This is a genomic window from Craurococcus roseus, assembly GCF_039523795.1.
Classification (GTDB): Bacteria; Pseudomonadota; Alphaproteobacteria; order Acetobacterales; family Acetobacteraceae; genus Craurococcus; species Craurococcus roseus.
In genome coordinates this window covers 90,791-102,723 of sequence record NZ_BAAAFZ010000047.1, presented here as the reverse complement: position 1 = coordinate 102,723, position 11,933 = coordinate 90,791, and the positions used below count along the sequence as shown (strand labels likewise).

Here is an 11,933-nt window from a genome sequence, read left to right as displayed (position 1 = left end):
CGCGGCGGAGCCCGCCGGCGCGGCCGGGCGCTGGCCCGGCGCCACCACGCGCTTCTTCACGACCTCGACCTGAACGGTCTTGCTGCGGCCGTGGCTGAAGCTCTGGCGCACGCTGCCCGCGTCCACCGTCTTGCCGAGTTCCAGCCGGCCGCCGGCCGGCCTGAGGCTCAACCTGCTCTTGCCCGCCGCGTCCCGCTCGTTCTGGTCGCTCATCCTGTGGTCCGAACCCGATGCGTCCGTCATGCCTACTCTTGCAACAGGGACACCGCCAGGGGCGGGTCCGAAACTCCGAAAAGGCGCGCCCTGCCGCGCCCGTCTTCACGCCCCCGCCGGCCGCCCGAAGCCGGCGAGCCGCTTGGCTTCCGCGGCGATCGCGCCCGAGAGCCGCCCCGGCGCGACCGCCACGTGCACGGCGTGGTCGCGCCCGAACACCGCCCCGAGCACGGCCGCCGGCAACGGGGCCACCACCGGCACCTCGCGGTTCCCGACCAGCCGCGCCCGCTCCGCCGCGCTGCCGTCCGAAGCCTCCACCAGCAGCCCCGCCCTGCCGGAGCGCAGCCATTCCAGCACCGTTTCGCGCCCGCAGACCGCCTGCCGCCCGCGCCTTGCGAAGCCGATGAGATCGCGGATGCGGCGGGTGAGGCCGTCCTCGATCCGCGCGCGAAGGTCTGGGGGCACATGCACGGTGCGGCGGGCCGCCCTGGCGAAGGCGCCGCGCTTGACGGCGCGTTCTAGCACATCGGCGTCCGCGCTCAACCACATTCCCCGGCCTGGCAACCGGCCTTCCAGGTCCGGCACCACGCGCCCTTCCGGGTCCAGCACGAAGCGGACCATGCCCTCCTTGGGCCCGGTTTGGCGCGTGGCGATGCAGCGCCGGAGCGGGCCCTTTTCAGGGGGATCGTCGTCCTCCGGGCCGGGCCCGGCCGCGCCGCCCGGCGCTTCCGCGTTGGCGTCAGGCCTGTCCAGCGCCGCTTCCCTCCGCCGCCGCCGCGTCCGCGCCTTCGAACCAGTGCTGGCGCGCGGCCATGATGATCGCGTTGGCGGCGTCCTCGTCGATCGCGTCGGCGCCGATGATCTCGATCAGCTCGTCCGAGGCGAGGTCCGCCAAGTCGTCCAGCGTCTTCACGCCCTTCTCGCCGAGCGCCACGAGCTGCGCCGCCGAGAAGCCGCCGATCTCGGCCACCGCGTCCTCCACGCCCAGCTCCCGCCGCTTCTCGTCCGCCTCGCCCTCGCGCTTCTGCAGGAACGCCTCGGCGCGGCGCTTCAGCTCGGCCGCCACGCTCTCGTCGAAGCCTTCGATCGCCGCCAGCTCCTCGTCCTCCACCGCGACGATGTCCTCGACGGAGGTGAAGCCCTCCGTCACCAAGAGCCCGGCGATCACGTCGTCCACGTCCAGTCCCTCGACGAACAGGCCGGAGCGCTTGCGGAACTCGTCCTGCCGGCGCTCGCTTTCCTCGGCTTCGGTGAGGATGTCGATGTCCCAGCGCGTGAGCTGCGACGCCAGCCGCACGTTCTGCCCGCGCCGGCCGATGGCGAGCGAGAGCTGGTCGTCCGGCACCACCACTTCGCAACGCCGGGCGTCGTCGTCCAGCACCACCTTGGTCACTTCCGCCGGCGCGAGGGCGTTGACGATGAAGGTCGCGTTGTCGGGCGACCAGGGGATGATGTCGATCTTCTCGCCCTGCAACTCGCCCACCACCGCCTGCACGCGCGAGCCGCGCATGCCGACGCAGGCGCCCACCGGGTCGATGGAGCTGTCTCGGCTCACCACCGCCATCTTGGCGCGGCTGCCGCAATCGCGCGCCACGCCCTTGATCTCGATGATGCCGTCGTAGATCTCCGGCACCTCCTGGGCGAAGAGCTTGGCCAGGAAGCCGGGGTGCGTGCGGCTCAGGAAGATCTGCGGCCCGCGCGGCTCCTCGCGCACGTCGTAGATGTAGGCGCGCACCCGGTCGCCGTTGCGGAACGCCTCGCGCGGGATGGTCTCGTCGCGCCGGAGCAGCGCCTCGGCGCGGCCTAGGTCCACCATCAGGTTGCCGTACTCGGTGCGCTTGACCACGCCGTTGACGATCTCGCCCACCCGGTCCCGGTACTCGTCGAACTGCTTCTTGCGCTCGACCTCGCGCACGCGCTGCACGATCACCTGCTTGGCGGTCTGCGCGGCGATGCGGCCGAAGTCGATCGGCGGCAGCGGGTCGACGATGAACTGCCCGGCTTCGATTCCGGGCCGGAATTTCTGCGCGATGCGGAGCGGGATCTGCGTTTCCTCGTTCTCCACCGGCTCCTGCTCGACCACCTCGGTCCAGCGCTCCAGCTTCACCTTGCCGTCCTTGCGGTCGATGAAGGCGCGGATGTCCTTCTCGTGGCCGTACTTGGCGCGGCCGGCCTTCTGGATGGCCTGCTCCATGGCCTCCAGCACCTCGTCGCGCTCGATCATCTTCTCGCGCGCGACGGCGTCGGCGACCTGCAGCAGCTCGGGGCGCGCTACGGCGACTTCGACGGCCATGGCCTCAGTTCTCCTTGCGTGTGGCCGCGGCGGTCGCGGCGATCAGTTCGTCCGTCAGCACCAATTTCGCGCGCCGTATGTTGCCGCGCGGGAAAGCCATCTCGGTCCCGTCCTCCAGGCGCAGCCGCGCCACCTCGGCGTCGGCGCCCATGGCGATGCCCTTGAAGCGCTTGCGGCCTTCCAGCGGCACGGCGAGTTCCACCTGCGCGACGTGGCCGGCGTAGCGCTCCCAGTCCTTGGCGCGGGTCAGCGGCCGGTCGATGCCGGCGGAGGACACCTCCAGCGCCCACTGGCCGCGGATCGGGTCTTCCACGTCGAGCACCGCGCCGACGGCGTGGCTGATGGCGGCGCAGTCCTCGACCGTGAAGGTCGTGCCGTCCTGGCGGTCGGCCATGATCTGCACGACCGGCCGCTCCTTGCCGCTGACCTGCACGCGCACGAGCTCGTAGCCCATGTGCTCCACCGTCGGCGCGACGGCGTCGGCTATGCGCGCTTCCAGCCCCTCGTGCTGCGGACGTTCGATGTCCGGCATGGCCCCGGTCCCGAAAGCCGGCCCAAAACGAAAAAGGCGGCCCCCGGGAGGGCCACCTTCCGAGGACCGGATGGTGATGTCATTGGAAGCGATATAGTCCGGCCGCCAACCGGCGGCAAGGGGCGGCTGCCGGCGCGGCGGAGGCCGGTCCTACTAGGCCGCCACGCCCGTCCGCGCTCCGGGTGCCGCCGGGCGCGGCAGATCGCGCGCGAAAGCCTCCGCGATATGGTCCGCGAGCGCGTCCGTCACCGGCTGCTGCGGCTGCCGGCCCTTGAGCAGCAGGATGCCGTACTCGGGCAAGGGCGGCAGGCCCTCACCGGGCCCGAGCGCACGCAGGCCTGGCGGCAGCCACGAGGCCGGGCCGACCGCGACCGCCAAGCCCGCGAGCACCGGCGCCAAGGTGCCCGTCTGCGTCGCGGAGCGGTACGCCACCCGGTAGCGCAGCCCCGCCGCGTCCAGCGCCGCGAGCGCCGACCTTGCCCAATCGCAGCCGATGCCCCGGGATGGGTGGGCCTGCTGGCTGTCGAGCGCCAGCGGCAGAGGCTCGCGCCGGTGCGCGCCGTGCGTCTCCGAAGTGATCCAGGCGAGCGGGCCGCGCAGCAGAGTGACGGCGCCCGGCCAGTCGGAGCGCGCCACGGCTTCGGACACCAACGACAGGTCCAGATCGCCCGCTTCGAGACGCGGCACCAAGTCTTCGGAGGGCAGGCAGAGCACCTCCACGTCCACCGCCGGGTGCGCGGCGGCGAAGCGGGCCAGGATCTGCGGCAGGTAGCGCAGCGCGTAGTCGTCCGGCGTGCCGAGGCGCACGGTGCCCTGCACCGCCGGCGTCCGGAAGGCGCGCCAGATGCGGTCGTGCAGCGCCAGCAGCTCGCGCGCCTCGCCGAGCAGGCGCTGCCCGTGCGGCGTCGGCCGCACCGCGCCGCCGCGGCCGCGCTCCAGCAGCGTCTGGCCGAGCAGGCCCTCCAGCCGCTGCACCTGCATGGACACGGCGGACTGCGTGCGCCCCACCAGCCGCGCGGCGCGGGTGAAGCTGCCTTCCTCTGCGATCAGCACGAAGGCGCGGAGCAGATCGGGGTCGAGTCCGGCGGGGACGGCCATGCCCATCAAGATCGTTGATCGAAGCCTTCAATACAACTCGTTTCCTTGATGCCGGGCGAAGGAGCACCTTCGAAGCAGCAGCAAGCGTAGGAGGGTTCCATGTCAGGCTACACCTCGGCGCCCCGGCCGTTCCGCCGGGCGGCGGCCGCGGATCGCGGCGAGTCGCTGTGGGCCTGGGCCCGGGCTTCCTGGGGGCGGTTGGCGCTGATGCGCCGGGCGGCCGAGACGCGCCGCGAACTCGGCGGCCTCAACCCCCGCCTGCTCGCCGACATCGGCGTGACCCGGGCCGAGGCCGAGCGGGAAGCGGAGCGTTGGCCTTGGGACCTGGGGCCCGGTCGCAATCCGGGCCGCGGAACCGGCGCGCGCCGGTGATCCCGGCCGGGGCGGCTCAGCGCCGCCGCGCGCTCCAATAGAGCGGCGCCCGGCCCTCGCGGAGCGCCTTGGCCTCGTAGCGCGTCGGCGGCCAGCCTTCGGGCCGCGCGGGGGCGGGCGGCGGCGTCGCGAACTCCGCCGCGCCGCCCAGCACCTCGGCGACCCAGGCTTGGTAGGTCGGGTCGTCGGTGGCGATCCGCCACTCGGCGCCGGGCTTCAGCGCCCGCGCCACGGCCGGCAGCAGCGCCGGGTGGACGAAACGGCGCTTGGCGTGGCGGGCCTTGGGCCAGGGGTCCGGGAACAGCAGGAACAGCCGGTCCAGCGAGCCGGCCGGCAGCACCGCCAGCAAGCGCCGCGCGTCGGCGTCCCACAGCAGCAGGTTGCCGGGCAGCGGCGCCGCCTCCTCGCCGCCTTCCGGCACCACCCGCGACAGCAGCGAGCAGAGGCCGTTCTCGAACACTTCCGACGCGATCAACCCGGCGCGCGGGTTGGCGGCCGCCTGCGCCAGCGCGTGCTCGCCGCCGCCGAAGCCGACCTCCAGCCAGACCTCGTCCACCGGCGCGGGGAAGGCGGCACGCGGGTCCGCGGCGGCGGCTTCCGGCGGGAGGCGCAGCCGCGGCAGGGTGACGTCGAGCAGGCGCTGCTGCCGCGGCCGCAGCGGGTGGCCGCGGCGCCTGCCGTAGAGCCGGTCCGGGACGCCGGGCGTCGGCGACGAGCCGCGGCGGTCCTCGCCGCCGTTCAGCGGTTGAAGGCCCGCCGCAACTCCTCCGCCAAGTCGGTCCGCTCCCAGGTGAAGGTGTCCGCCGCCTCGTCCGGGGTGCGGCCGAAGTGGCCGTAGGCGGAGGTGGGTGCGTAGATCGGGCGGTTCATGCGCAGGTGCTCGCGGATGCCGCGCGGCGAGAGGTTGACCATCTCGCCCACCACGCGGGCCAGCTTGGCCTCGTCCACGTCGTGGCCGGTGCCGTGCAGGTCGAAGTAGACGGAAAGCGGCTTGGAAACGCCGATGGCGTAGGAGACCTGGATGGTGCAGCGGTCCGCCAAGCCCGACGCGACCACGTTCTTGGCGAGGTAGCGGCAGGCGTAGGCGGCGGAGCGGTCCACCTTGGTCGGGTCCTTGCCGGAGAAGGCGCCGCCGCCGTGCGGCGCCGCGCCGCCGTAGGTGTCCACGATGATCTTGCGCCCGGTCAGGCCGCAGTCGCCGTCCGGCCCGCCGATCACGAACTTGCCCGTCGGGTTCACGTAGAACTCGTCGTCCGAACACATCCAGCCTGAGGGGAGCAGGCCCTCCACGATCGGGCGCAGCATCCGCTTGATCTCGGCCTGCTCCAGCGCCTCCTCGTGCTGGGTGGAGACGACCACGGAGGTGCAGCCGACCGGCTTGCCGTCCACGTAGCGCAGCGTCACCTGCGACTTCGCGTCGGGCAACAGGCCCTTGACCGCGCGGTCGCCGGCGCGGCGCAGGTCGCGGACACGGCGCAGGATCTCGTGGGCGTAGAAGAGCGGCGCCGGCATCAGCTCCGGCGTTTCGCGGCAGGCGTAGCCGAACATGATGCCCTGGTCGCCGGCGCCCTCGTCCTTGTTGCCGGAGGCGTCCACGCCCATGGCGATCTCGGCCGACTGGGCGTGCAGGTAGCAGGCGACGTCGGCCGTGCGCCAGGAGAAGCCCTCCTGGTCGTAGCCGATGTCGCGCACCGCCTCGCGGGCGCGCTCCACCAGCAGCTCGGTTGTCACGCTCGCCGGCCCGCGGACCTCGCCTGCGAGGATGATGCGGTTGGTGGTGACGAGCGTTTCGCAGGCTACGCGGGAGAAGGGGTCGGCGGACAGGAAGGCGTCCAGCACCGTGTCGGAGATGCGGTCCGCCACCTTGTCGGGGTGGCCCTCCGAAACGCTCTCGGAGGTGAAGAGGTAATCGCCCTTGTCGCGCATCGCGTGTTGCTTCCTCGTGCCGCGTGGGGCGGCGCAGGCCGCGCGCGCCCTCTTGGCCATGCATCGTGCCGGGTTACGGGAGAGGGCACTGTCTCGCAGGCAGGGAAGGGGGGGTCAAGGCACGGCCCGTTCAGCAACCGAAAGGTGATTTCGGCGGTCGCTTCCCGCGTGCTCGCGGGGCGGACGGGGCGTGGCGGCGTTTTGTCGGAATGGGACAAAATGCACCGGGCGCCTCGGGTGCCTGCGATGCGGGCCCTGGCGCTGGGCCGCGTTTTGTCGCGTTCGGATGAAATGCGTCGGGGCGCCTTGTGCCGAGGCGGGTGGCGACGGCCGCCACCGCATGGAGCGGTTCGGGACGGGGGCGGGAAGGCTGGTCGGCGCGCATCAGGGCCTCCCTCGACAAGAGCAAAGAACAATACAGGAACATAGATCCTGGAACAAGCGCTGTTTCGGCTTGGCTGCGGGGAAAAGCGGCGCCGGGCGCCGTCAGGCCGGCGGCGGTATGGGCATCCGGGGCGGTGCGGTGCGCCAGAGCAGGGCGACGTCCTCGGCGGAGAGGCCGTAAGCGGCGTTGACCATCGCGTCGAGGCTGCGTTCCAGGGCGGCGGCCTCGGCGAGGCGGCGGGCAACGGGGGCGACGCTGGCGGCGTGCTCGCGGCGGATGTGGTCGGTCTTGGCGGCTGAGAGGCGGCGGCGCCCGCGTGTTAGGGCGCCGCGCAACGCGGCGGCGAAGGCGGCGTCGTCGAGGGCGAAGGGGTCGCGGAGGGCGTTCGGCAGCTTCTCGATGCCCCATTCGCCGCGGTACCAACCGGCGAGCACGCGGCGGGCGGCGTGGGCTTCGTCCTGGATGGCGCAGAGCGCGGCGACGGCGGCGGCGGCCGGTTCCGCGTGCGGGCCGGGCTCAGGCACCAGGTAAATTTCCATAAAGATATTGAAGTAGCGAAGGGCCTCGTCCTTGGCGTGTTGTGCGTGCCGCCAGGAAAAGTACCATCCCGCTGACCCGTTAAGTACGGCAACCAACCAAGCGTCAGGCGACGACAAAAAGTAAGCGGTATTGTTGATCAGCGCGCCAGATTGATCCAACGAAAACTGTGTTCTCCACATGATGTCGTTGTAGACAATCTTCGGACGCGCGAACTCCGCGTAGTAGGCCACATTGTCTTGTATCTCGTACCACTGGTAAGCCCCGGGCTTTCTGCCGGGCCACTCTCCACTTGGATGGTCGCGCTCCCATTCAGGCGGCCGCGGCTCAAGCCCAACGCGGTAGGCTTCCAGGTGCCGGCGGATGGCGGGGTAGGCGTCGATGTCCGTACCGTGCCGGGCGAAAATCATCCACTGCCCGGCCCAGTCCGAGGTCCAGCGGTCTATGTCCTGGCCGCGCAGGTAGGGTTTGATGATCTCCTCGCTGCGCGCGTCCTCGCGGATCAGCCGCTCGCGCGTCGCACTGTCGATGACAAAAGCGTCGTTGTAGCCGGTCTTGATGCCGTACATCGGGCCGACACCGGCGTACTCCCGCAGCGGCGTGCCGGCCTCCCGTATCTTCGCCAGCAACGCCGCCACCTCCGGCGGCTCCAGCACCCAAGCGCCGGCGCCGAGCGAGAGGCGCGGCATCGGGAAGGCGGCGGCCGCCACCTGCGCCGGGAGCCGGGCCATCTCCACCAGGTCGCGCGGGATCACCGCCACCGAGACCTGTTCCGGCGGCTCCTCGCGCCCGTCCGGCTTCCGCGCGACGAGGACGCAGGGCATCACGTCGGCGTCGGGGAAGAAGCCCTTGGCGTGGCCGAAGTCCATCACCGCCTCTACCCAGGCGTCGCGCGCCAGCAGCCCGCGCAGTTCCTCCGCGTAGCCGGCTTTCAGCCACTTGTTGGTGACGACGTAGGAGAGCCGCCCGCCGGGCCGAAGCAGCTTCAGGCCCTGCTCGTAGAAATAGACGTAGAGGTCGGCGGCGCCGTCGAAGGCGCGGTAAAGGCCTTTGAGCGCCGGCTTGCGCGCCTTGATCGCTTCCTGCCGCACGTAGGGCGGGTTGCCGATCACCGCGTCGAAGCCGCCGGTGGGCGGCGAGCCTTCCCATCCGGTCCAGACGGCGGGGAACTCCGGTTGCCAGTGCAGCAGGCGGTGCTCGGCGGCCAAACGCTCCGCCGATGCTCGCCACTGGCCGAAGGCGGCGAATGCCGCGGCGGCGGGCGTGCGCTTGGCGGCTTTGACGATGTCGGGCGCCTCCGGGCCGGGCGCGCGGAGTTCCTCCCGCCCCGCCAGGACCGCGACGGGATCGCCCCAGGCGCCGCCGAAGAAGGCGGCGACGCCGATGGCCGCGGGCGAGTCCTTGGCCGGCGGCAGCCAGCGCCGGGCGTGGCGGAGGTCGAGGAAGGCGCGCAGCCCTGCCGTGCCGGCGCGCAGCTCGCGGAACAGCTCGGCGCTTTCCTTGACCTCGGCGAGGTCGGAGTCGGGCCGGCGCTCGATCTCCGCCATGGCCGTGCGCGCGCCCACGGCGTCGCTGATCGAGACGGCGAGGCCGTATTCCGCCTCGAGGTCGGCCCGCGCCTCGCCCACCCACTCGCCGAGCAGGCTGTCGCCGGCGCGCAGGTGGTGGTCGAGGAAGGAGAGCGGCGCGCCCACCGTGAAGCAGTGGAGCCAGAGCGAGAGCTTGGCGAGCTCCACCGCGAGCGGGTTGGCGTCCACGCCGTGGACCACCCGCTTGAGGATGAAGCGGCGGACCAGCGCCGATGCGTCCAGGTGCTCCGGCCGCACCTCCCAGCCCTCGGCCTTCGCCTTGGCCTCGATGCCGGCGCGCAGCGCGGCGAGTTCCGTGGCGACCGGCGAGACGTAACCCTGCCCGCCGACCGAGGCGGCCTCCGACATGGCGATCAGCGTGTTCTCGGCGAGGTAGTCCACCAAGGAGACGAGGAAGTGGCCGGAGCCCATGGCCGGGTCGCAGACGCGGAGCGAGAGGAAGGCCGCTGCCGCGTCGGAGCGGGCGAGGTCGGCGGAGCGGTCGGCGGCGGGGCGGCGGTCGCCCTGCAAGGCTTCGGCGCGCGCGGCGAAGGCGCGGCGCTTTTCTTCGAGAATCGGGCCGACCGCCTCGTCGATGATGAGCGAGACCAGCGCGTCCGTGGTGTAGAAGGAGCCGGTGCGGTGTCGCGCGGTGGCGTTGCCGGCGACGGAAACGCCCGCCGGCGCGGCCGCGTCCGCAGCCACGTCGCGCTCCAACAGGCGTTCGTACACGGCGCCGAGCTGCTGCACCGCCAGGTCGCGGTACTGGATGCGGCGGCGGCCGTCCTCGGTCCGCGCGCGCGAAAGGTCGTCGAGGATGGGCGCGAGTTCGGCGTCGGGAATGGCGGCGCGGCGGAGCAGCGGGTGCTCCGCGTCGTCGAACAGGCCGCCGTTGTAGGCGGGCAGGGCGAGTTCCGGATCGCCTTCGGCGATGGCGCGGAACAGGTCGGTGGCGCGCCGCCACCACGAATCGCGCCGCGCCGAAACGGCGAGGCGCCCTTCGGCCACCCCCTCGGCATCGTCGCGGAGGGCGCGAAGGGAGTAGCGCCCGTACCCCGGATGTTCGACGGGCAGCAGGTCGCGGTCCTCGGCGTAAAGCACGAAGAGGAAGCGGAGCAGCAGCGTCAGCGCCGCCTCTTTCACCGCTTCGCGCCACGCGGCGTCGGTGGGGCTGGCTTCCGGGTCGGCGGCGGCGAGCGCGGATACCATGCGCGGGAAGACGCGGTCGAAGACGGCTTCCGAAAGGCTGTCGGTGATCCGCTCCTCGTAGCGCCGGCCCCGGACGGGCGCCGTCGAGGAAGCTGCGTCCGCCCGCTTGGCCGCGCCCGTCCGGGGCCGGCGCGTCGCGGCCGAACAGCAGCAGGAACACGCGCAGCCAGTGGTCGGGCGGCGCGCCCGCCGGAACGGGCGGCGCCAGCAACGGGTCGAGCACCGCCGGCAGGTCGAGTTCGAAGAAGCCGTCGGCGCGCGCCTGGGCGCCCGACCAGTAGAGCCGCCAGAAGCGGCCGTTGGTCAGCAGGCCCCAGCGGACGGCGCTGCCGGGTATGCCGTCGGCGCGCTTGAGGTAGCGGAGGATCTGCGAGGAGGGCGCCTCGCCCTTGCCGCCCGAACGGTCGAGGAGGGTGCCGCGAGCTTCGTTCTCGACCACCACGGCGCCCTGGCGGAAGCGCGCGGCGTGGTCGGGCTCGCGCCGCGCGGTGTCCTTGGCGGCTTCGGAGAGGAACAGCAGGGCGTCGGCGACGTCGCGCCGCCCGCGGCCGGGCTGCGGCTGCGGCAGGTGGTGCCAGCCGAGGCGGTCGAGGACGGGGAAGATGAACTCGGATTCGGTCTCGGCCTCTCGGCCGGGCCATCGCCTCCAGCGCCGACCAGCGGCCGGCGGTGCCGTCCGCGAGGTCGCGGAGGCGGTCCGCGTCGAGGTTCCGGTAGGCCTTCGTCTGGCGGATGCCGTCTTCCAGCCAGTAGCGCGTGAACAGTCCGCCGCGCAGCATCTCGTCTAGACGTGGCCCATTCGCGTGTTCGGTCCTGGCCCGGAGCGGGTCGGACGGACCGCGTCTCGCAGTTCGCTAGAAGAGGGTCAAGCCGGATTCAATCGTTTGTTCAGGGGCGGCGCCCTCACGCCATCCCCAGCACGTGCTTCATGTCGTAGAGCCCCGGCGCCCTCCCGTGCGCCCACAAGGCCGCCCGCACCGCGCCGGTGGCGTAGGCGCGGCGGTCGAAGGAGCGGTGGGTGAGGGCGATGTGCTCGGCGCCGGCGGCGAACAGCACGGTGTGCTCGCCGACCACTTGGCCGCCGCGGAGCGCCGCGAAGCCGATCGCGCCGGTGCGCCGCGCGCCGCAATGGCCGTCCCGGCCGCTTTCCGCGCCCGCCGCTTCCAAGGTGGTGCCGCGGCCACGGGCGACGGCCCTGCCGAGCGCCAGCGCGGTGCCGGAAGGCGCGTCCACCTTCTGCCGGTGGTGCATCTCCACGATTTCAGCGTCGTAGTTCTCGGCCGGCAGGGCGGCGGCCATGCGCTCGGCGAGCGCCAGCACCAGGTTCACGCCGGGCGCGAAGTTGGCGGCGTAGACCACGGGCACGCGCTCCGCCGCGCGCGCCACGGCGGCTTCCGCTTCGGGCGACAGGCCGGAGGTGCCGAGCACCAACGGCTTGCCGGCCGCGGCGGCGGAGGCGGCATGGGCGGCGGCGGCGGAGGCGTGGGTGAAGTCGATCGCGGCGTCGCTGGCGGACAGCAGCGCTCCCGCGTCGCCCCCGCGCACCGTGCCGCCGGCCAGCACGGCGCCGGCCGCCACGACCTCTTCCGCGAGCAGGCGGCCCATCCGGCCGGCGATGCCCATGATTCCGATGCGGAGGGACATGCCGCTTCCCCGTTCCGTTGCGGCCGACCGGGAGGCGAGCGCCCCCGTCGCCTTGCTTCCTCACTGTCCTACTGTTTCGTTTTTCCAGACCGCCCGCCAGGGGGGGGCGCCGCCCGTGCCGCGACCGGGCGTGGCGAATGTCCAACGACAAAGGGC

Annotated in this window: 10 protein-coding genes; 1 reads left to right on the top strand and 9 read right to left on the bottom strand. The window is 72.6% G+C overall.

Annotated features, from left to right (window positions below):
- The 5 genes from ABD067_RS15685 to ABD067_RS15665 form a co-directional block, all read right to left on the bottom strand.
- Positions 1–213, bottom strand: a 213-nt coding sequence (locus ABD067_RS15685; RefSeq protein ID WP_343896281.1) for a translation initiation factor IF-2 associated domain-containing protein, incomplete at its 3' end; no start/stop codon positions are given.
- Between the two features lie 105 nt (positions 214–318).
- Positions 319–867 carry an RNA-binding protein gene (locus ABD067_RS15680; protein WP_343896286.1) on the bottom strand — a complete coding sequence of 183 codons (549 nt, stop codon included), beginning with the start codon at positions 865–867 and terminating at the stop codon, positions 319–321.
- Between the two features lie 85 nt (positions 868–952).
- Positions 953–2,506 carry a transcription termination factor NusA gene (nusA, locus tag ABD067_RS15675; protein ID WP_343896280.1) on the bottom strand — a complete coding sequence of 518 codons (1,554 nt, stop codon included), beginning with the start codon at positions 2,504–2,506 and terminating at the stop codon, positions 953–955.
- 4 nt (positions 2,507–2,510) lie between these two features.
- Positions 2,511–3,038: a ribosome maturation factor RimP gene (rimP, locus tag ABD067_RS15670; protein ID WP_343896279.1), complete on the bottom strand. Its 528-nt coding sequence runs from the start codon at positions 3,036–3,038 to the stop codon at positions 2,511–2,513.
- A gap of 153 nt (positions 3,039–3,191) precedes the next feature.
- Entirely contained in the window at positions 3,192–4,136 is a 945-nt protein-coding gene (locus ABD067_RS15665) for a LysR family transcriptional regulator (protein ID WP_343896278.1), read from the bottom strand.
- Positions 4,137–4,235: 99 nt separating this feature from the next.
- Here ABD067_RS15665 and ABD067_RS15660 point away from each other — a divergent pair, with 99 nt between their 5' ends.
- A complete protein-coding gene (locus tag ABD067_RS15660; RefSeq protein WP_343896277.1) occupies positions 4,236–4,508 on the top strand; it encodes a DUF1127 domain-containing protein in 273 nt (90 codons plus the stop codon).
- A gap of 16 nt (positions 4,509–4,524) precedes the next feature.
- Here the strand turns inward: ABD067_RS15660 and trmB are convergent, their stop codons facing one another.
- The 4 genes from trmB to dapB all read right to left on the bottom strand — a co-directional run bounded on the left by trmB (position 4,525) and on the right by dapB (position 11,777).
- Entirely contained in the window at positions 4,525–5,250 is a 726-nt protein-coding gene (gene trmB / locus ABD067_RS15655) for a tRNA (guanine(46)-N(7))-methyltransferase TrmB (RefSeq protein ID WP_343896285.1), read from the bottom strand.
- The gene (gene metK, locus ABD067_RS15650; protein ID WP_343896276.1) at positions 5,247–6,434 is read right to left on the bottom strand and encodes a methionine adenosyltransferase; all 1,188 of its coding nucleotides are present in this window, start codon (positions 6,432–6,434) and stop codon (positions 5,247–5,249) included. The genes trmB and metK overlap by 4 nt, the downstream gene beginning before the upstream one ends.
- Positions 6,435–6,920: 486 nt before the next feature.
- A complete protein-coding gene (locus tag ABD067_RS15645) occupies positions 6,921–10,133 on the bottom strand; it encodes an Eco57I restriction-modification methylase domain-containing protein (protein WP_343896275.1) in 3,213 nt (1,070 codons plus the stop codon).
- Positions 10,134–11,036: 903 nt separating this feature from the next.
- Positions 11,037–11,777 carry a 4-hydroxy-tetrahydrodipicolinate reductase gene (gene dapB / locus ABD067_RS15640; protein WP_343896274.1) on the bottom strand — a complete coding sequence of 247 codons (741 nt, stop codon included), beginning with the start codon at positions 11,775–11,777 and terminating at the stop codon, positions 11,037–11,039.
- Between the last annotated feature and the right edge of the window lie 156 nt (positions 11,778–11,933).